General features: G+C 61.0%; 22 protein-coding genes. 7 read left to right on the top strand and 15 right to left on the bottom strand.

What is annotated here, in order from left to right; genetic code table 11:
• Positions 1-17: 17 nt before the first annotated feature.
• Both AC07TV_RS02175 and AC07TV_RS02170 read left to right on the top strand, forming a co-directional pair.
• Positions 18-200, top strand: a complete 183-nt coding sequence (locus AC07TV_RS02175; protein WP_494646754.1) for a hypothetical protein — start codon at positions 18-20, stop codon at positions 198-200.
• Between the two features lie 316 nt (positions 201-516).
• The gene (locus tag AC07TV_RS02170; protein ID WP_494646753.1) at positions 517-960 is read left to right on the top strand and encodes a c-type cytochrome; all 444 of its coding nucleotides are present in this window, start codon (positions 517-519) and stop codon (positions 958-960) included.
• A 140-nt stretch (positions 961-1,100) separates the two neighbouring features.
• On the opposite strand, the gene AC07TV_RS02165 is transcribed toward AC07TV_RS02170, so the two are convergent.
• The 6 genes from AC07TV_RS02165 to AC07TV_RS02140 all read right to left on the bottom strand — a co-directional run bounded on the left by AC07TV_RS02165 (position 1,101) and on the right by AC07TV_RS02140 (position 6,965).
• Positions 1,101-1,415: an amine oxidase gene (locus AC07TV_RS02165; protein ID WP_494646752.1), complete on the bottom strand. Its 315-nt coding sequence runs from the start codon at positions 1,413-1,415 to the stop codon at positions 1,101-1,103.
• Between the two features lie 139 nt (positions 1,416-1,554).
• Positions 1,555-3,546 carry a UvrD-helicase domain-containing protein gene (locus AC07TV_RS02160; protein ID WP_494646751.1) on the bottom strand — a complete coding sequence of 664 codons (1,992 nt, stop codon included), beginning with the start codon at positions 3,544-3,546 and terminating at the stop codon, positions 1,555-1,557.
• A gap of 137 nt (positions 3,547-3,683) precedes the next feature.
• A complete protein-coding gene (locus tag AC07TV_RS02155; protein ID WP_494646750.1) occupies positions 3,684-4,001 on the bottom strand; it encodes a hypothetical protein in 318 nt (105 codons plus the stop codon).
• Between the two features lie 44 nt (positions 4,002-4,045).
• Positions 4,046-4,735 (bottom strand): DUF4197 domain-containing protein, encoded by a 690-nt coding sequence (locus tag AC07TV_RS02150; protein ID WP_494646749.1) that lies wholly within the window; start codon positions 4,733-4,735, stop codon positions 4,046-4,048.
• Between the two features lie 16 nt (positions 4,736-4,751).
• Complete coding sequence (locus AC07TV_RS02145; protein WP_494646748.1) at positions 4,752-5,888, bottom strand: PilT/PilU family type 4a pilus ATPase; 1,137 nt, start codon at positions 5,886-5,888, stop codon at positions 4,752-4,754.
• Between the two features lie 33 nt (positions 5,889-5,921).
• Positions 5,922-6,965 carry a type IV pilus twitching motility protein PilT gene (locus tag AC07TV_RS02140; RefSeq protein WP_494646747.1) on the bottom strand — a complete coding sequence of 348 codons (1,044 nt, stop codon included), beginning with the start codon at positions 6,963-6,965 and terminating at the stop codon, positions 5,922-5,924.
• Positions 6,966-7,021: 56 nt separating this feature from the next.
• Here AC07TV_RS02140 and AC07TV_RS02135 point away from each other — a divergent pair, with 56 nt between their 5' ends.
• The 4 genes from AC07TV_RS02135 to AC07TV_RS02120 are packed head-to-tail and all read left to right on the top strand — an operon-like array spanning position 7,022 to position 9,343.
• Positions 7,022-7,711, top strand: coding sequence for a YggS family pyridoxal phosphate-dependent enzyme (locus AC07TV_RS02135; protein WP_494646746.1), 690 nt, complete (start codon positions 7,022-7,024; stop codon positions 7,709-7,711).
• Positions 7,708-8,520, top strand: coding sequence for a pyrroline-5-carboxylate reductase (gene proC, locus AC07TV_RS02130; RefSeq protein WP_494646745.1), 813 nt, complete (start codon positions 7,708-7,710; stop codon positions 8,518-8,520). Before AC07TV_RS02135 ends, proC begins: the two co-directional genes overlap by 4 nt.
• Positions 8,520-9,053, top strand: a complete 534-nt coding sequence (locus AC07TV_RS02125; RefSeq protein ID WP_494646744.1) for a YggT family protein — start codon at positions 8,520-8,522, stop codon at positions 9,051-9,053. The genes proC and AC07TV_RS02125 overlap by 1 nt, the downstream gene beginning before the upstream one ends.
• Positions 9,050-9,343 carry a DUF167 domain-containing protein gene (locus tag AC07TV_RS02120; protein ID WP_494646743.1) on the top strand — a complete coding sequence of 98 codons (294 nt, stop codon included), beginning with the start codon at positions 9,050-9,052 and terminating at the stop codon, positions 9,341-9,343. The genes AC07TV_RS02125 and AC07TV_RS02120 overlap by 4 nt, the downstream gene beginning before the upstream one ends.
• Before the next feature lie 10 nt (positions 9,344-9,353).
• Here the strand turns inward: AC07TV_RS02120 and ureG are convergent, their stop codons facing one another.
• From ureG to AC07TV_RS02085, 7 genes are read right to left on the bottom strand one after another with little or no spacing between them, the layout of a single operon-like run.
• On the bottom strand, positions 9,354-9,959 hold the full coding sequence (ureG, locus tag AC07TV_RS02115; RefSeq protein WP_494646742.1) for an urease accessory protein UreG: 606 nt from the start codon (positions 9,957-9,959) through the stop codon (positions 9,354-9,356).
• Between the two features lie 4 nt (positions 9,960-9,963).
• Positions 9,964-10,650, bottom strand: coding sequence for an urease accessory protein UreF (locus tag AC07TV_RS02110; RefSeq protein WP_494646741.1), 687 nt, complete (start codon positions 10,648-10,650; stop codon positions 9,964-9,966).
• Positions 10,647-11,252 carry an urease accessory protein UreE gene (gene ureE, locus AC07TV_RS02105; protein WP_494646740.1) on the bottom strand — a complete coding sequence of 202 codons (606 nt, stop codon included), beginning with the start codon at positions 11,250-11,252 and terminating at the stop codon, positions 10,647-10,649. The genes AC07TV_RS02110 and ureE overlap by 4 nt, the downstream gene beginning before the upstream one ends.
• Before the next feature lie 60 nt (positions 11,253-11,312).
• Positions 11,313-13,019 (bottom strand): urease subunit alpha, encoded by a 1,707-nt coding sequence (gene ureC / locus AC07TV_RS02100; protein WP_494646739.1) that lies wholly within the window; start codon positions 13,017-13,019, stop codon positions 11,313-11,315.
• A complete protein-coding gene (locus AC07TV_RS02095) occupies positions 13,016-13,321 on the bottom strand; it encodes an urease subunit beta (protein WP_226496389.1) in 306 nt (101 codons plus the stop codon). Before AC07TV_RS02095 ends, ureC begins: the two co-directional genes overlap by 4 nt.
• A 9-nt stretch (positions 13,322-13,330) precedes the next feature.
• On the bottom strand, positions 13,331-13,633 hold the full coding sequence (gene ureA / locus AC07TV_RS02090; RefSeq protein WP_494646738.1) for an urease subunit gamma: 303 nt from the start codon (positions 13,631-13,633) through the stop codon (positions 13,331-13,333).
• A 9-nt stretch (positions 13,634-13,642) separates the two neighbouring features.
• On the bottom strand, positions 13,643-14,509 hold the full coding sequence (locus AC07TV_RS02085; RefSeq protein WP_494646737.1) for an urease accessory protein UreD: 867 nt from the start codon (positions 14,507-14,509) through the stop codon (positions 13,643-13,645).
• A 180-nt stretch (positions 14,510-14,689) separates the two neighbouring features.
• On the opposite strand from AC07TV_RS02085, the gene AC07TV_RS02080 reads away from it, so the two are divergent.
• Complete coding sequence (locus tag AC07TV_RS02080) at positions 14,690-15,964, top strand: AGE family epimerase/isomerase (RefSeq protein ID WP_494646736.1); 1,275 nt, start codon at positions 14,690-14,692, stop codon at positions 15,962-15,964.
• Between the two features lie 75 nt (positions 15,965-16,039).
• On the opposite strand, the gene urtE is transcribed toward AC07TV_RS02080, so the two are convergent.
• Positions 16,040-16,732 (bottom strand): urea ABC transporter ATP-binding subunit UrtE, encoded by a 693-nt coding sequence (urtE, locus tag AC07TV_RS02075; protein WP_494646735.1) that lies wholly within the window; start codon positions 16,730-16,732, stop codon positions 16,040-16,042.
• Between the two features lie 88 nt (positions 16,733-16,820).
• Entirely contained in the window at positions 16,821-17,594 is a 774-nt protein-coding gene (gene urtD / locus AC07TV_RS02070; protein ID WP_494647371.1) for an urea ABC transporter ATP-binding protein UrtD, read from the bottom strand.
• Positions 17,595-17,634 lie beyond the last annotated feature (40 nt).

Raw genomic sequence — 17,634 nt, 5'->3', positions numbered from 1 at the left:
ATAAATCGAGAACAGCCATGAACGTCAAGATCCATTACCGCATAACCCAGGACCGCGCCGGCATCCCGCAGGACTACACCGGCGCCCGCCACTTTGTAGTAAGCGAAGGCGAAGCAATCGAAGACACCGCAACCCATCAGCTGGCGACCGATTATCAGGTCCCGAAAAGCGCTGTCCAGATCTGCCGCATCGAGAGCTGAACCACCCCGACGGTCCCCACACCAAATGATCGGCACGGCACGCCAGAAAGGGCGTCTCCGTGCCTTTTTCACGACTGCACACTGACGTTGTGCGTCGCACAATTTTAGAACAACCACATTTTGTTACAGAAGGCTACGAAAGTACGACAGACTTTGGGAGCACGGGAACTTACACTGCAGTTGTGCATTGAACCCCTCCTCTCGAAACTCCCCCTTTCGAGAATTTCGACCCCGCCACTGGCGGGGTTTTTTTTGCTCAGTCACCGCACCGGGCCGTTATAATGGTGTTTTTAAACATTGCACTGGGGTCTTGAGCATGGCCGAGCAACATTCTTCCAAGAGCATCATGTGGGCAACGATCATCGTCACCGCCATTCTGATTGCTGTCATTTACCCGCTGACCGCCAACAAGAGCGGCTCGACGGCAACCACCAGCAGCGCAGCCGACGAAGCAGATATTCGCATTCAGCCGGTTGCCCGGTTTGAACTGGCCAAGGCCGAAGCACCTGCCGCCAGCGGCCCCCGCGATGGCGCAACGATTTACAACACGGTCTGCGGTGCCTGCCACAACACTGGCGCTGCCGGTGCTCCGAAGATCGACGACAAGGCTGCTTGGGCGCCGCGTCTGGCTACCGGCAAGGATGCGCTGATCAAGAGCGTGACCAATGGCAAGGGTGCCATGCCCCCGAAGGGCGGCGCCACACTTTCTGACGACGAAATCAAGGGTGTTGTCGAATACGTGATGGGCAAGGCGAAATAAGTCTTCATTGCCCATACAAAGGGAGGCTGCGGCCTCCCTTTTTCATGGCCGTAATTTTTGTGGACGTAAAAAAGGGCGCCTCGTGGGCGCCCTGGTCAGTGGAGCTTTTGGAGGGCTGCGACTGACCTCCTGCGGATTCCTTACTTCTTGGCCGCTTCGACAGCCTTCGGGGCTTCCGGAACGACAGCGGGCGCGGCAGCCGGCTCGGCAACCTTCTTCGCCTTCTTGACCTTGGCAACCGGCTTGGCTTCATCCTTCTTCATTTCCGGCGCGGCGACGGCCGGCTTGGCTTCCGGGGCCTTGACTGCTTCGGCAGCCTTCGGGGCTTCGGCCTTGACGGTAGCGGCAACCGGAGCGGTGGCTGCCTTGACTTCAGCGGCGGCTGGTTTGACGTCAGCGGCGTGGGCAACACCAAAAGCGGTGGCAAGGATGATGGCGACGAGTTGTTTGGTCATTTTTGATTCTCCAGTGTTGTTGGTTCGGTTTTTGATCCGGCTTTGCAAAATTGCGCTGCCTTGTGCCGAATAACGCGACTGGTTACAGCCCGGATGTCATGAGCAGCGTAACCCGTTGTAACAGGGTGTCACCAAGCGGTTAGCGCTTGTTTCCGGCCAGCATGGCCTTCATGGCGTCGAGCCGGGCACTGCCGGTGGCCTTGTCGGGCGGGGCATCCTGTTTGCCGCCGGTGAACCGGACATCCTCCTTGCCCATTTCATCGATGAAGCGCGATGGCTCGCAGGGCACGAATTCGCGCGCCTGTTTGCGGCGTTCGCAGTAGGAAATATTCAGGGTGTGCTGGGCGCGGGTGATACCGACGTACATCAGGCGGCGCTCTTCTTCCAGTTTGACCGGATCGACCGATTCCCGGTGCGGCAGGATGCCTTCCTCGACGCCGACCAGGAAGACATTCTTGTATTCCAGCCCCTTGGCGGCGTGCAGGGTCGACAGCTGGACGGCGTCGTAATCGTCGTCGTTCTGCTTGTCGAGCATGTTGATCAGCGCAATGCTCTGGGTCAGATCGACCAGCGTCTTGCCATCGAGCTCGCCTTTTTTGTTGAGCCAGTTGGCAAATTCGCAGACGTTGGCCCAGCGCGTTTGCGCCGTGCGCTCCTCTTCGTGGTCGTAGAGGAAGGTTTCGTAGTCGATAGCCTTGAGCAGATCGGGCAGGACCTCATGCGCCGGTTCCTTGCTGGCCCGCGACTGGGTGCGGTTGATGAAGTTACAGAACTCAAGCAAGGGGTCGAGCTGACGGGGCTGGACGCGTTGCGCAAAGCCCTCTTCAAAGGCCGCCTGAAACAGCGAGACGTGGCGCTCGCCAGCATAAATGCCGAGCACCTGCAGCGTCGCGGCGCCAATGCCGCGCTTGGGCGTGGTGGCGGCGCGGATGAAGGCCGGGTCGTCGTCTTCGTTGGCGAGCAGGCGCAAATAGGCCGTGATGTCCTTGATCTCGGCCTTGTCGAAGAAGGATTTGCCGCCCGAGAGCAGGTAGGGAATGCGGTGGTCGCGCAAATATTCTTCGAAAATCCGCGCCTGATGGTTGGAGCGGTAGAGGATGGCGTAATCCTTGAACTTGGCGCGATGCTCGAACTTGTGCGCCTGCAGTTTCATGACCACGCCTTCGGCCTCGGCGTCATTGTCGCGGCAGGCGGTGACGGAAATCTGTTCGCCGTGGCCGAGGTCGGACCACAGCTTCTTGTCGAACAGTTTTTCGTTGTGCGAGATGACGTTGTTGGCGGCCTTGAGGATTCTTACGGTTGACCGGTAATTTTGCTCCAGTTTGATGACTTTGAGGGCAGGAAACTCGGTCGGCAGTTTCTTGAGATTCTCGATGTCGGCGCCGCGCCAGCCGTAGATGGCCTGGTCGTCATCGCCGACGGCCGTGAACTGGGCGCGGACGCCGGTCAGCAGCTTGAGTAGCTGGTACTGGCAGGCGTTGGTGTCCTGATATTCATCGACCAGCAGGTAACGCAGGCGGTTCTGCCACTTGTCGGCAATTTCCGGGTGCTCGGTGAACAGTTTGACCGGCAGGCCGATCAGGTCGTCGAAATCGACCGCCTGATAGGCCTTGAGCGTCGCTTCGTAGGAAAGGAAGGCGTGGGCGGCCAGCTTTTGGTGCTCGTCGGTGGCCAGATGGCGCGCTGCTTCGGGGGTGATCAGCCCGTTCTTCCAGTTGGAAATGGTGGACTGGACGATGCGCAGCGTTGCCTTGTCGACGGTGCCGGCCGTTTCGCTGATGATGCCGGCGCAATCGGCCGAATCGAAAATCGAGAAACGCGGCTTGTAGCCAAGCGCCTTGGCCTCCTCGCGCAGAATGCGGACGCCCAACGAGTGGAAAGTCGAAATCTGCAATTCGTCGGCTTGTTGCTTGGAGAGCAGCTTGCCGATGCGCTCCTGCATTTCCTTCGCCGCCTTGTTGGTGAAGGTGATGGCGGCGATATTGCGCGGGTTGAAGCCGCAACTCTGCACCAGATAAGCGATTTTCTGCGTGATCACCCGCGTTTTGCCCGAGCCGGCGCCCGCCAGCACCAGCAGGGGGCCGTCGAGGTAATGGATCGCTTCGCGTTGCGGTTGATTGAGGCCGGACATGACTCTGCAAATGACGGCGCCCCGACGAGGCGGGGCGCGCTAGATAGGTTGCCTTGATTCTAACCTACCGACTCAATGCTGAAAATCGACCATTTTTACGTTTCACGTAGTAAACCCGGTTGACCGTGGAAGCCGCTTCAAACGGTGTCGTCGATGCCGATCAGGCGATCCAGCGGCACACCCGGCTTGATCAGGCTGTCCGTGCCGAAATCCATTTCGAGCAGTTGCGCCGCAACGTCGCGCGCCCCTTGCAGCACGCGCTCCTGACCGTGAAAGTCGCCGACGGCACCGGGGGCGACTTCGGCGATCTCCTGTTGCAGCGTGCGCTGGCGATCGCCTTCGATGCCTTCCATGACTTCGACCCGCCGAATCTGTTCGTTGTCGACCGGACGCACGCGCTCGCTCGATTCACGAGTGGGGCGTTGCGTGGTGCTCGACAGACGGGTGAGTTTCATTGGGGGCTCCTTGCCCCCAATTACGGCATTTAAAGCCGACAGCTTTAATTCAGCGCGCCAAAGACGTTTTTGAGCAGATCGCTGCCGGCGCCCATCGGGTTGGCGCGCAGCTTCTTTTCCTCTTCGGCGATCATCAGGAACAGGCCATCCATGGCCTTCTGCGTCACGTAGCTATCGACGTCGGCATTCTGCTTGTCGACCAGCCCGGCGCTCGCCGCCTTGCCGGCAAACTTGTTGTACTGGTCGGCCAGTTGAAGCTTGGCAGTTTCCTTCTTGACGATGGGCTTGAACTTGGCGGTCAGTTGGTCGGTCGAGGTGCGCTTGAAATACTGCGTCACGCTGTCCTCGCCGCCGGTCAGGATGTCCTTGGCGTCCTTGACGCTCATCTTCTTGATCGATTCGGTCAGGATCGGCTTGGCTTCGGCCACGGCATTTTCGGCTGCATGGTTCATCGTTTCGACCAGTTGGTCAGCCTGCTTGCCCATGCCGAACATGCGCAGCGCCGAATCGGCCTTTTCCAGATAGCCGGGCAGCTTGATCTTGACCTTGTCGTTACCGAGAAAACCACCGTTCTTGCCAAGGGAGGCAACGGCGTAGTCAGCGCCCTTGGCCAGTGCTTCCTTGACACCGGCACTGGCGTCGCCGCTGGAAATGGCATCAAGTGCCCCGGCCTGGGCGAATCCCACGGTCAACCCGAAAAAAAGGGCAAAAACGGAATGTTTCAAGGCGTGCATAAGAGGCTCCTTTGGATCAGACGATGTCGAGGTGACCGATGCCGGTCGATAGATCGCGGTCCTTCGATTCCTTGCCGTGCAGCTTGATCTGCAGGCGCAGGTCGTTGAGCGAGTCGGCATTGCGCAGCGCATCTTCGTAAGTGATCTTGCCGGCTTCGTAGAGGTCGAACAGTGCCTGGTCGAAAGTCTGCATGCCAAGCTCGCGCGACTTCTTCATGATCTCCTTGATCTCGTGCACTTCGCCCTTGAAGATCAGATCGGAAATCAGCGGCGAGTTGAGCATGACCTCGATGGCCGCCATCCGCCCCCGGCCGTCCTTTTTCGCAATCAGGCGCTGCGAAACGAGTGCGCGCAAGTTGAGCGAGAGGTCCATGAGCAGTTGCTGACGACGCTCTTCCGGGAAAAAGTTGATGATCCGATCAATCGCCTGGTTGGCGCTGTTGGCGTGCAGCGTCGCCAATGCCAGATGGCCGGTTTCGGCGAAGGCAATGGCATAGTCCATGGTGTTGCGATCGCGGATTTCGCCCATCAGGATAACGTCCGGTGCCTGGCGCAGCGTGTTCTTGAGCGCCGGGCCCCAGTCGTCGGTATCGACGCCGACTTCGCGCTGCGTGACGATGCAGTTCTTGTGCTCGTGGACGTACTCGATCGGGTCTTCGATGGTGATGATGTGACCGTAGGAATTCTCGTTGCGATAATCGACCAGCGCCGCCAGCGAGGTCGTCTTGCCGGTACCCGTGCCGCCGACAAAGATGATCAGGCCGCGCTTGGTCATCGCCAGATCCTTGAGCACGGGCGGCAACAGCAGTTCGTCCAGCGTCGGAATGGTCATGTTGATCGTCCGGCAAACAACGCCGACACGACCCTGCTGAACCAGAGCATTGACCCGGAAACGTCCGATGCTGGCCGGCGAAATGGCGAAATTGCACTCCTTGGTCGCTTCGAACTCGGCCGCCTGGCGATCGTTCATGATTGAGCGGGCCAGTTCGGCGGTGTGCTGCGGCGTCAGAATCTGGTTCGAGACCGGCGTGATCTTGCCGTCAATCTTGATGGCCGGCGGAAAACCGGCGGTGATGAAGAGGTCGGAGCCTTTCTTTTGCGACATCAGACGCAAAAGATCGTGCATGAATTTCATTGCCTGATCGCGTTCCATGGTTTCCCCTTGTCTGTTCTGTCAGATGCCCGATCAAGCCGGGAAAGCATCCTTGTTGGCGGCGCGGAAGCGCGCTTCCGCGCTCGATACGACGTTGCGCCGGACCAGGTCGACCAGGTTCTGGTCGAGCGTCTGCATACCGAAATTCTGGCCGGTCTGGATCGCCGAATACATCTGGGCAACCTTGTTTTCGCGAATCAGATTGCGAATGGCCGGCGTACCGATCATGATCTCGTGCGCCGCGACCCGGCCAGTGCCGTCCTTGGTCTTGAGCAGCGTCTGCGAGATAACTGCGCGCAGGGATTCCGAGAGCATCGAACGAACCATTTCCTTTTCGGCCGCCGGGAAGACGTCGACGATACGGTCCACCGTCTTCGCCGCCGACGAGGTGTGCAGCGTGCCAAACACCAGGTGGCCGGTTTCTGCAGCGGAGAGGGCGAGGCGAATGGTTTCCAGGTCGCGCATTTCACCAACCAGGATGACGTCCGGATCTTCACGCAGGGCCGCCCGCAGGGCGTTGGCGAAGGACAGCGTATGCGGCCCGACTTCACGCTGGTTGATCAGGCACTTCTTCGAGTCATGGACAAATTCGATCGGATCCTCGACGGTCAGGATGTGGCCGTAATCGTTTTCATTGACGTGATTGACCATCGCCGCCAGCGTCGTTGATTTTCCGGAACCGGTCGGCCCTGTACACAAAACGATGCCGCGCGGATATTCGGAAATTTCCTTGAAAATCTTCGGGCAATTCAGCTCTTCGAGCGTCAGTACCTTGGTCGGAATGGTCCGGAACACGGCACCGGCGCCCCGATGCTGATTGAAAGCATTGACCCGGAAACGGGCCAGATTCGGGATTTCGAAGGAAAAGTCGCACTCCAGCGTTTCTTCATACACCTTGCGCTGGCCGTCGTTCATGATGTCGTACACCATGCCATGAACGTCCTTGTGTTCCATGGCTGGCAGATTAATGCGTCTGACATCGCCATGCACCCGGATCATCGGCGGCAGGCCGGCGGAGAGGTGCAGGTCGGATGCCTTGTTCTTGACGCTGAAAGCCAGCAGTTCGGTGATGTCCATGCGGATCGTCCTCGGAGCGCGTGTATACTTGGTTTGTTGTTAATTCCCAATGGATTATGAGCGCAATCGCCGACAACCTGCAAGCTGTCCAGGCCCGTATCAGCGATGCTGCGGCGCTTGCCGGCCGTTCACCGGAAAGCATCCACCTGCTGGCGGTCAGCAAAACCTGGCCGCTGGCCAGCGTTCTTGAAGCCGCCGATGCAGGTCAGCGCGCCTTCGGCGAAAACTACGTGCAGGAAGGTATTGACAAGGTAACGGCGACTGCCGGACGCAATATCGAATGGCATTTCATCGGCCCGTTGCAGAGCAACAAGTCGCGTGCCGTGGCCGAGCACTTCGACTGGGTCCACTCGATCGAGCGCCTGAAAATTGCCGAACGTTTGTCAGCCCAGCGCCCGGCCAACCTAGCGCCCTTGCAGGTCTGCATCCAGGTTAACGTCTCCGGCGAAGCCAGCAAGAGCGGTTGCGCCCCGGATGAAACGCTGGCCCTGTGCCAGGCTGTCGCCGCCCTGCCCGGCCTCCAGCTGCGCGGCCTGATGGCCATCCCCGAGCCAACCGACGACCCCGCCGCCCAACGCGCGCAGTTCCATCATGTTTGGGAAATTTACGACCATATCCGGGCGGCGGGCATACCGCTCGATACCCTTTCCATGGGCATGTCCCACGATCTTGAAGCAGCTGTTGCCGAAGGCGCGACCATCGTCCGCATCGGCACGGCAATTTTTGGTGAAAGAAATTACAGATGAAGATTGTTTTCCTGGGTGGCGGCAACATGGCCAACGCGCTGATCGGCGGCTTGCTCAAGCAGGGCTTCGCGGCCGGCGACATCGATGTCATCGACCCGGGTGCCGACGCCCGCGCCAAGCTGGCCGCCTCGTATGGCGTCACCTGCCATGACGGCGCCGCCAGCGCCCCGGCCGCGCCGGACATCCTGGTGCTCGCCGTCAAGCCGCAGCAGATGAAGGAAGCCGTCGCGCCACTCGTCGGCAAACTCGGCAACGCGGTCGTCATCAGCATCGCCGCCGGCCTCGACATGACGGCCCTGTCGCGCTGGCTCGGTGGCCATCGCCAGATGGTCCGCTGCATGCCGAACACGCCGGCCCTGATCGGCGCCGGCATCACCGGGCTGTGCGCCCTGCCGGAAGTGAGCGCTGACCAGCGCGCTGCTGCCGACCGGGTTTTGCGCGCTGTCGGCACCACGGTATGGATCGAGGATGAGGCGAAGATTGACGGCGTCACCGCCATCTCGGGCAGCGGCCCGGCCTATGTATTCCTGTTCATCGAAGCACTGCAACAGGCCGCTGCCGACCTCGGCTTCACGCCGGAACAGGGTCGCCTGCTCGCCATCGAAACGGTTCAGGGTGCTGCCGCGCTGGCAGCCCAGTCGAGCGAGCCGGCGGCTATCCTGCGCGAGCGTGTCACCTCGAAGGGCGGCACCACTGCCGCGGCCCTGAACGTCATGGCCGAACGCGGCGTCAAGGACGGCATCGTTGCCGGCTGCATGGCCGCCGCGGCGCGTGGCCAGGAACTTGGCAAAATTCTCGGAGCCGATTGATGCAAGCCATCGTTTTCCTGCTCGACGCCGTCGTCAGCTTCTTCTGCACGCTGTTCCTGCTGCGCTTCATGATGCAGGCGATGCGCGTTTCCTTTGCCGGGCAGATTGGCGATTTCGTCGTCAAGCTGACCAACTGGGCGGTCAAGCCGCTGCGCCGCGTCATACCCGGCGCCGGCGGTTTCGACTGGGCCAGCCTGGTCGCCGCGCTGGCCCTGCAACTGCTGTTCACCGGCATCATCGTCGGCGCATCAGTCGGCTTGAGCGAAGTTGATGGCGCCAGCATGGCGCCAATGATTCTCTGGCTCGCTGTGCGCGGTCTGCTCCGCCTCTCGGTTTACATCATGATCGGCGCGCTGATCCTGCAGGCCGTGCTGTCGTGGATCAATCCCTACTCGCCGCTGTCGGCCCCGGCCCACCAGCTGACCCGGCCGCTGCTCGACCCGATTCGCCGCATCCTGCCGGCGATTTCCGGTATCGACCTGTCGCCGCTGGTCGCCATCCTTCTGCTGCAAGCGGTGCTGATGTTCCTGTGAGCGAGTGGTTCCGCCAAGCCGCCGACGGCCGCATCACGCTGACCCTGCACATCCAGCCCGGCGCCAAGAAAACCGAGTTTGCCGGGCTGCATGGCGATGCGCTGAAAATCCGCCTCGCCGCGCCGCCGGTGGACGGCAAGGCCAACGAGGCGCTGGTCAAGTTCGTTGCCGAAACGCTGAAACTGCCGAAGTCGGCGGTCAACCTCAAAAGCGGCCAGACGTCGCGGCGCAAGGTGCTCGAAGTTCAGGGTGCCGAGATTGGCGCCATCGCCGCTTTCGCCTCGGCGTAAATTCGGGAACTTAAAGCATCCCGCGTTCGCGGATGAAGGCGATGATCTTGTCCAGCCCTTCGCCGGTTTTCAGGTTGGAAAAAACGAAAGGCCGCTCGCCGCGCTGAACCTTGGCGTCGTGCGCCATGACCTCGAGCGAAGCGCCGACCATCGGCGCAAGATCGATCTTGTTGATGATCAGCAGGTCGGATTTGGTGATGCCCGGCCCACCCTTGCGCGGGATTTTCTCGCCGGCGGCGACGTCAATCACGTACAGCGTCAGATCGGAAAGCTCGGGCGAAAAGGTGGCAGCGAGATTGTCGCCGCCCGATTCGACGAGGATCAGCTCAACTTCAGGGAAGGCCCGTTGCAGGCGATCGATGGCCTCAAGATTGATCGAGGCATCCTCGCGAATGGCCGTGTGCGGGCAACCGCCGGTTTCGACGCCGATGATGCGTTCCGGCGCCAGCGCCGAGTGATTGACCAGGAACTTGGCGTCCTCGGCCGTGTAGATGTCGTTGGTGACGACGGCCATGTCGATCTGCTCGCGCAGGGCCTGGCAGAGGGCGAGGGTCAGTGCTGTCTTGCCGGAACCGACGGGGCCGCCGATACCGACGCGTAAGGCTTGTTTGCTCATGTTTTTACGATCTGAAGAGACGTGAATATTGGGTTTCGTGGCGGGCGCAGGCGATAGCAAAGGCCGGGGTGAAATTGGACCATTTCGATTTTGGCCAATTTTTCCGGTTGACCGTGACATCGGGGATTTTCCGGCCGAGATGGGCCAGCAGGCGTTGTCCGGCTGCCTGACCGAGCGGCACCGCCTTCAGCGCGGCCATCACCTGGTTTTCAGCCCACGACCAGAGGTAGGCGGTGAGCGCGGCTTCCGGGTCGATCTGCCAAGCGGCCGCGATGCCGGCCCAGACCGTCGGAAACGCCACTTCGGGCAGGGCTTCGACCGTGGTCATCACGCTGCTGAGCGAATCGTCGCGCAGATCACGCAGCAGGCGACGCATCGAGAAGCCCATCTGGGCCGTTTCGGCGCGTAGTTCGGCCGATTCGCGGCTGGCCAGGAATTCGGCGTTGAGGCAGTCGATTTCGGCGAGATCGCCGGCCGACCAGGCTGCCATCAAGGCAACGACCAGCGGCGCCTCGTAACTGCCGATGCCATGGTGAAGCAGGTCGGCGATCCATTGACCCGCCCCCGCTTCGTCGCGAATCACGCCGGATTCAACCGCCCATTCCAGCCCCTGCGAATAGGTGTAGGCACCGACCGGCAGCGCCGGGCTGGCCAGTTGGAGCAGGCGGGCGAGTTGCAGGTTGGTGTTCAACGCGGCTTGAACTGGTGGATTTTCGGCACGGAACGGTGCGGGCCGTGGCCGGGATTGTGAAGGTCGGGCGTTGGCCCGTCTTCAGCGTGATGGTGATGGCCGCCGTGCGAACCATAGGCACCGGATTCCGGCTGGAACGGCGCTTCGCTTTCGATCACCGTGCAGCCCAAGCCGCCCACCATGTCGGCGAGCACGTGGTCGGCCTGAAAGCGGAGCTTGCCACCGTTATCGGTGGGCAGAATCTGCACCGGCACGTGGCGGTTGCCGAGGTGGTAGGCCGCGCGGGCGAAGAGCAACGGGCTATCGGCGATAGCCTCGATAAGCTTTTCCGGGGCGGCCAGGATTTCGACGACGGTACTGCCCTCCTCTGCCAGCAATTTGTCGCCTCCCTGCAGGTGGTCGCCACGTTCGAGGAAGATGCCGGCTTCCAGGCCGGAAGCGAGCGTGACCTTGAGGCGGCTGCGTTTGCGCTCGTCGTAGGCGAGGGCTACGGAGTCGGTGGCGGGAGCGGTAGTTCTTTTGTTAAGAATCAGGGAAAGGCTAACCCCCCCTAGCCCCCCCTTGTCAGGGTGGGGATCGGTTGGCGTGTGCGGAGCTGCCACTCCCTCCCCTGACAAGGGGAGGGCCGGGGAGGGGTTTGGGTTTGTTTGCTTCATAAGCCCTCAGAACAGGAAGTAGCGTTGCGCCAGCGCCAACTCGGTCGCCGGCTCGCAAACCAGATGTACGCCATCCGCCATGACCACGTAGGTTTCGGGATCGACGGTGATCTCCGGCGTGGCGCCGTTGTGCACCATGTCGGATTTCTGCAGCTTGCGCGTGCCGGAGACAGCGACCAGCGGCTTGCTCAGGCCGAGCACGGCGACGGCCGGATTGTTCAGCGCCGCCTGCGAGACGAAAGTCACCGAGGTCTTCAGCGCCTTGCCGAAGCTGCCGAACATCGGCCGGTAATGCACCGGCTGCGGCGTCGGGATCGAGGCGTTGGGGTCGCCCATGGCGGCGGCGGCGATCATGCCGCCTTTCAGAATCAGCGACGGTTTGACGCCGAAGAAAGCCGGTTTCCACAGCACGAGGTCGGCCAGCTTGCCGACTTCGATGGAGCCGACGGTGTGGGCGATGCCGTGGGTCAGCGCCGGGTTGATGGTGTATTTGGCGATGTAGCGTTTGACGCGGAAATTGTCGTTGCGGGCGTTGTCTTCGGGCAAGGCGCCGCGCTGCAGCTTCATCTTGTGCGCCGCCTGCCAGGTGCGGATGATGACTTCGCCGACGCGGCCCATGGCTTGAGAGTCAGAGCTCATCATCGAGAAGGCGCCAAGGTCGTGCAGGATGTCTTCGGCAGCAATGGTCTCGCGGCGGATGCGGCTCTCCGCAAATGCGATGTCCTCGGCGATGCTCGGGTCGAGGTGGTGGCAAACCATCAGCATGTCGAGATGTTCGTCGATGGTATTGACCGTGTACGGCATGGTCGGATTGGTCGAGCTGGGCAGGACATTGAGCAGTCCGGCCGCCTTGATGATGTCCGGCGCGTGGCCGCCGCCGGCGCCCTCGGTATGGAAGGTATGGATGGTGCGGCCCTTGAAGGCGCCCAGCGTCGCTTCGACAAAGCCCGATTCGTTGAGCGTGTCGGAGTGAATGGCGACCTGGACGTCCATCTCGTCGGCCACTGTCAGGCAGCAATCGATGGCAGCCGGCGTCGTGCCCCAGTCTTCGTGCAGCTTGAGACCCATGGCGCCGGCCTCGACCTGTTCGCGCAAGGCTTCCGGCAGGCTGGCGTTGCCCTTGCCGAGGAAGCCGAGATTCATCGGGAAGGCATCGGCGGCTTCGAGCATGCGATGGATGTGCCACGGACCCGGCGTGCAGGTCGTGGCGAAGGTGCCGGTGGCCGGCCCGGTGCCGCCGCCGATCATTGTCGTCACGCCCGAATACAAGGCCTCGTCGATCTGCTGCGGGCAGATGAAATGGATGTGACTGTCGATGCCGCCGGCCGTGACGATCATGCCTTCGCCGGCGATGACTTCGGTGCCGGGGCCGATCACAATCGTGACGCCGGGCTGGATGTCCGGGTTGCCGGCCTTGCCGATGGCGGCGATGCGGCCGTCCTTCAAGCCGATGTCGGCCTTGATGATGCCGGTGACGGCGTCGACGATCAGCGCGTTGGTGATCACGGTATCGACGGTTTCAGCCGAGACGCGCTGGCCCTGGCCCATGCCGTCACGGATGACCTTGCCGCCGCCGAATTTCACTTCTTCGCCGTAGATCGTGTGGTCTTTCTCGACCTCGATGATGAGGTCAGTGTCGGCCAGGCGCAGGCGGTCGCCGGTCGTGGGGCCGAACATCTCGGCATAGGCCTGACGGGTGATTTTTGTGCTCATAGCGCCCCCTGAATCAGGCCACGGAAGCCATAGACCTTGCGGTCGCCAGCCAGCGCGACGAGTTGCACCGTGCGCGTCTGGCCCGGCTCGAAGCGCACGGCGGTGCCGGCGGCGATGTCGAGGCGGAAGCCGCGCGCTGCTTCGCGATCGAAGCTCAGACCGGCGTTGGTTTCGTAAAAGTGGTAGTGCGAGCCGACCTGGATTGGCCGGTCGCCGGTGTTGGCGACGACCAGCGTGATCGTCGGCCGGCCGGCGTTGAGTTCGAGTTCGCCGGGTTCGGCGAGGAGTTCTCCGGGGATCATGTCAGCTCCTCAAACAATCGGGTTGTGCACGGTGACCAGCTTGGTGCCGTCCGGGAAGGTGGCTTCGACCTGAATCTCCGGGATCAGCTCGGCGATGCCGTCCATCACGTCGGCGCGGGTCAATACCTGCGTGCCGGCGTGCATCAGTTCGGCGACGGTTTTGCCTTCGCGGGCGCCTTCCATGATCGCGCAGGTGATCAGCGCCACGGCTTCCGGGTAGTTCAGCTTCAGGCCCTTGACCATGCGCCGCTCGGCGAGCAGGCCGGCGGTGAAGATCAGCAGCTTGTCTTTTTCGCGCGGTGTCAGTTCCATGAAGACTCCTCAGGTATTCCAGATTCGGGGGGTAACGGCCGGTCGACCGGAGCAGGCCGGGCGCAGGATGGCCCAGAGCTCGGCGAACCACGAACGGGCGGCTTCGCTGCTGTCGCCGAGGTAACGGGCGACGAGCATGCCGGGCAAGGCAGAAAGGCCATGATTGGCGCCATCGACGGGCGGGATTTTTCGACAGGCTTCGAGCAGGGCCGCTGCCTGCTGCGGCAATTCGGGAAAGGTGCACAGCAAGGTGCCGCACACCGTGGCGCCGGCCCAGCCGGCCGGGCTGCTCAACATTGGATCGCTGCCGTCGAAACCGCCGCGCTCAAGCCAGATCAGATGGTTGCCACGGTCAACCCGAAAAAACAGGTCAAAACGACCTTTCTCAAAACGCTCGCCAGCCGCCGCGCGACCGAGGCACAGAATGTCCCAGCCGATATAGCGGCTATCGGCGGCCAGCGAAATGCGGGTTTCCATGCGTGCCCGGGCGCCATCGAAAACGATGGTTTCCTGCGGCAGCCATTCCAGCGTGGCGCCCTCGGCCACCGTAAAAGCGATGCACTGCGAAGCCTCAGCACCGCCACTGCGATACCACTTGCCGGCCCCCGGTGTCATCAGTTGGGCATGCGCACCGGCGCCAAGCTCGGCCGAAATCGCCAGATGATCGCCGCCGGCAATGCCCGAAGGCGGGTGAAGCACAATGGCCTGACAGACTGCATCGCCCTCCGGATACAGCGCCTTCTGCACCCGCAACGGTCCGCGATGCCGGTTTTCGCGCAGCACCGTCCGTTCGCCCTGGCGGACGAAGCCAAGATGCAACTCGGCATGCCAGCTGGGCGAATGCTCCGGCTGCGATACGGGAAGGCGCGAGGTCATGGCGGGATTATCCGGGAAAGCCAAGGCGGCGGGGAATACGCAGGAATGCGCAGGCCATGTTTAGCTAGATTTCGGGCTCTTGGGACAAAATTCAATGTGATGACAAATGCTATTCTTCTGGACGCCAATCTTGAGGCAGCCGTAAAACCAACCTAGTGGAATCTCAAAACGCATAAGCTCATGGACAATAAAAGCAAGTCCCCGATTATTTCAATCTTTGCCTCTCTGTTCTTTGTGTGCGGCTTGTTGGCTACTTCCTTTTTTCTGAGCGGATGTGAAGGACCGGCAGGCACCAGTCAATTCATCGTCGCCAAATGGCACAAACAAGATCTTGATGCCCATTTGGCTCGTTGGATAACCATTGCACCAACACCATCCGGTCTTCTGTTAAGCGGATTTGATCGTCAGTGGAAAGCCATGCCCGCTCAGGGGGGCGATCTGACTACGCATAGTCGCCTGCTTTTTACGATGATCATTGGATACGAAACCACTGGCGACAAGCGCTATTTTGAAGCAGCCATTCGAGGCACCGAGTTTTTACTAGATAGATTCTACGACCCTCAACATGGGGGCTTTTTTTCCAGCGTTGCGGCTGATGGCAAAGTAATCAACGAGAGCAAAAATACGTATGGTCATGCTTTTGCGCTTTTCGCTCTGTCCCACGTTGCTCGGGTAACCAAGGAGGAAAAATTCCGCGCAGCCGCGTTAACTGCGTGGAGCGACATCAACAAGCACCTGAGGGACTCCGATGGCGGGTTTCGGCCTGGGGCCCCTCGTGACTTCGGACCATCAAGTAGTTTGCGAAATCAAAACCCGGTCATGCACATGTTTGAAGCCTTGCTTGCGCTTATTGATGCAACAGGCGACGCACGAGCGGTGGCTGGTGCGCAAAGTGTTGGAAATTTCGTGATCTACAAATTGCTGGAGGGCCAAAATGATGGCGGAGCCTACATTCCCGAGTGGTATGACGAACACTGGAAGCCGCTTGCCACCAAGGAAAAGGGCGGCTACATTGACTTCGGCCATCAATTCGAATGGAGCCATCTGCTTGCCACCTCGGAGCGCCGAGGGCTACCTGCGCTGTATGGTGAGGTGGCAGAACGATTGCTGAAATACGGGATAAAAGCCGGTTACGATGAAATCGAAGGTGGCGTATTCAACAGAGCCTACCCTGACGGCTCAATTGATCGTGACAAGTATTGGTGGCAACAGGCGGAGGGTATGCGAGCTCTGCTGGTAGCAGCATCGACCAGCAACCGTCGTGACCTTTGGCGCCGATATGAACAAACTCAAGAGCTGGTCAAGGATCAATTCATTGATGAGATCAATGGGGGCTGGAAATTTTCTGGCAAGCGGACCTGTGACTCGGGTCGCTGTGGATCTGAGCAACCAGAGCCGTATCACATGCTTGGCATGCACCTCACAGCGCTCAACCTCGTAAAACCCGAGCGCTAGCGGCCTTTATCCGGTGGAGAGCGCGGCGAGGGCTCGCTGGCTGATCAGCCACTTTGGGCACGGCGACTTCAGTGATCAAACCGCCAACGCCTCCCGCACCCCGTCCTGCGGCATCGTTTCGCCGCGGCCACGCATGATGAATTCGCCGCGCTCCATCAGCAGGTACTGGTCGGCCAGCGACTCGGCAAAATCGTAGTATTGCTCCACTAGCAAAATCGCCATTTCGCCGGTTTCGGCGAGCATGCGGATGGCGCGTTCGATGTCCTTGATGATCGAGGGCTGGATGCCTTCGGTCGGTTCGTCGAGGATGAGCAGTTTCGGTCCCATGGCCAGGGCGCGGCCGATGGCGAGTTGCTGCTGCTGGCCGCCGGAGAGGTCGCCGCCGCGGCGGTGCATCATCTGTTTCAAGACTGGGAACATGTCGAAGATGCGTTGCGGGATGGGCGTGCTGCCGGATTTGGTGGCGAGGCCCATCAGCAGATTTTCCTCGACGGTCAGGCGCGGGAAGATCTCGCGGCCTTGCGGCACGAAGCCGATGCCGGCCTTGACGCGCTCGTGCGGCGGCAGGTGGGTGATGTCCTTGCCGTCGAAGGTGATGCTGCCCGATTTGGTTTTGACGAGGCCCATCAGCGACTTGAGCAGCGTCGTCTTGCCGACGCCGTTGCGGCCGAGCAGGGTCGTGACTTCGCCGGTTTTGACCTCGAAGCTAAGGCCGCGCAGGATGTGGCTGCCGCCGTAGGCCTGGTTGAGGGTGTCGACTTTCAACATAATGTTTTGTCCTGTTCGGGTTGGCTGAGCGCATTGCTGCGGTCAACCGGAAAAAATGCCCAAAAATGAAATCCGTACAGCGGCCAACTCAGCGGCCGAGATACACCTCGATGACGCGCTGGTCGTTCTGCACAGTAGCCAGATCGCCCTCGGCCAGCACCGAGCCTTCGTGCAGCACGGTGACGAGGCCGCCGAGCTTTTCAACGAAAGCCATGTCGTGCTCGACGACGACCAATGAATGCTTGCCGGCCAGCGAGACGAACAGTTCGGCGGTGCGCATGGTCTCGTCGTCGGTCATGCCGGCGACCGGTTCGTCGAGCAGCAGCAGCTTCGGTTCCTGCATGAGCAACATGCCGATTTCCAGCCATTGTTTCTGGCCGTGCGAGAGCAGGCCGGCCTGGCGGTCGGCTTCGCCATCGAGGCGGATCAGGCGCAGGGTTTCGGCGATCTTGTCGCGTTCGTCGCCGGCCAGCCAGGCCATCAGGCTCTTCCATACGCGCTTGTCGGTCTTCATGGCCAGTTCGAGGTTTTCGAAGACCGTGTGCTGCTCGAAGATGGTCGGTTTCTGGAACTTGCGGCCGATGCCGACGTGGGCGATTTCCGGTTCGGTCAGGCGGGTCAGGTCGATCGATTGACCGAAGAAGGCCTTGCCGGAATCGGGCCGGGTCTTGCCGGTGATGACGTCCATCATCGTCGTCTTTCCTGCCCCGTTCGGGCCGATGATGCAGCGCAGCTCGCCGGCGTTGATTTCGAGATTCAGGTTGTTGAGTGCCTTGAAGCCGTCGAAGCTGACGGTGATGTCTTCGAGGTAGAGCGCGACGCCGTGCGAGAGATCGAGTTCGCCGGTGACGAGGTGGCCCATCTGATCGGCGCCGTCGCTGCCTTCCGGGCGGTCGTCTTCG

It is taken from the genome of Azonexus sp. GW821-FHT04F04, assembly GCF_059420025.1.
The sequence above is the reverse complement of the archived record's forward strand: the minus strand, read 5'-3'. Positions and strand labels throughout refer to the sequence as shown.

Bases quoted from the DNA above. Each gene is read 5' to 3' on its own strand.
- ureG (WP_494646742.1), bottom strand. From the start codon at position 9,959: ATGAGCAAACAAGCCTTACGCGTCGGTATCGGCGGCCCCGTCGGTTCC.
- AC07TV_RS02140 (WP_494646747.1), bottom strand. From the start codon at position 6,965: ATGGACATCACCGAACTGCTGGCTTTCAGCGTCAAGAACAAGGCATCC.
- AC07TV_RS02170 (WP_494646753.1), top strand. From the start codon at position 517: ATGGCCGAGCAACATTCTTCCAAGAGCATCATGTGGGCAACGATCATC.
- AC07TV_RS02175 (WP_494646754.1), top strand. From the start codon at position 18: ATGAACGTCAAGATCCATTACCGCATAACCCAGGACCGCGCCGGCATC.
- AC07TV_RS02080 (WP_494646736.1), top strand. From the start codon at position 14,690: ATGGACAATAAAAGCAAGTCCCCGATTATTTCAATCTTTGCCTCTCTG.
- ureC (WP_494646739.1), bottom strand. From the start codon at position 13,019: ATGAGCACAAAAATCACCCGTCAGGCCTATGCCGAGATGTTCGGCCCC.
- AC07TV_RS02165 (WP_494646752.1), bottom strand. From the start codon at position 1,415: ATGACCAAACAACTCGTCGCCATCATCCTTGCCACCGCTTTTGGTGTT.
- urtD (WP_494647371.1), bottom strand. From the start codon at position 17,594: ATGGGCCACCTCGTCACCGGCGAACTCGATCTCTCGCACGGCGTCGCG.
- AC07TV_RS02150 (WP_494646749.1), bottom strand. From the start codon at position 4,735: ATGCACGCCTTGAAACATTCCGTTTTTGCCCTTTTTTTCGGGTTGACC.
- AC07TV_RS02085 (WP_494646737.1), bottom strand. From the start codon at position 14,509: ATGACCTCGCGCCTTCCCGTATCGCAGCCGGAGCATTCGCCCAGCTGG.
- AC07TV_RS02145 (WP_494646748.1), bottom strand. From the start codon at position 5,888: ATGGAACGCGATCAGGCAATGAAATTCATGCACGATCTTTTGCGTCTG.
- AC07TV_RS02095 (WP_226496389.1), bottom strand. From the start codon at position 13,321: ATGATCCCCGGAGAACTCCTCGCCGAACCCGGCGAACTCGAACTCAAC.
- AC07TV_RS02160 (WP_494646751.1), bottom strand. From the start codon at position 3,546: ATGTCCGGCCTCAATCAACCGCAACGCGAAGCGATCCATTACCTCGAC.
- AC07TV_RS02135 (WP_494646746.1), top strand. From the start codon at position 7,022: ATGAGCGCAATCGCCGACAACCTGCAAGCTGTCCAGGCCCGTATCAGC.
- proC (WP_494646745.1), top strand. From the start codon at position 7,708: ATGAAGATTGTTTTCCTGGGTGGCGGCAACATGGCCAACGCGCTGATC.
- urtE (WP_494646735.1), bottom strand. From the start codon at position 16,732: ATGTTGAAAGTCGACACCCTCAACCAGGCCTACGGCGGCAGCCACATC.
- AC07TV_RS02125 (WP_494646744.1), top strand. From the start codon at position 8,520: ATGCAAGCCATCGTTTTCCTGCTCGACGCCGTCGTCAGCTTCTTCTGC.
- AC07TV_RS02155 (WP_494646750.1), bottom strand. From the start codon at position 4,001: ATGAAACTCACCCGTCTGTCGAGCACCACGCAACGCCCCACTCGTGAA.
- ureA (WP_494646738.1), bottom strand. From the start codon at position 13,633: ATGGAACTGACACCGCGCGAAAAAGACAAGCTGCTGATCTTCACCGCC.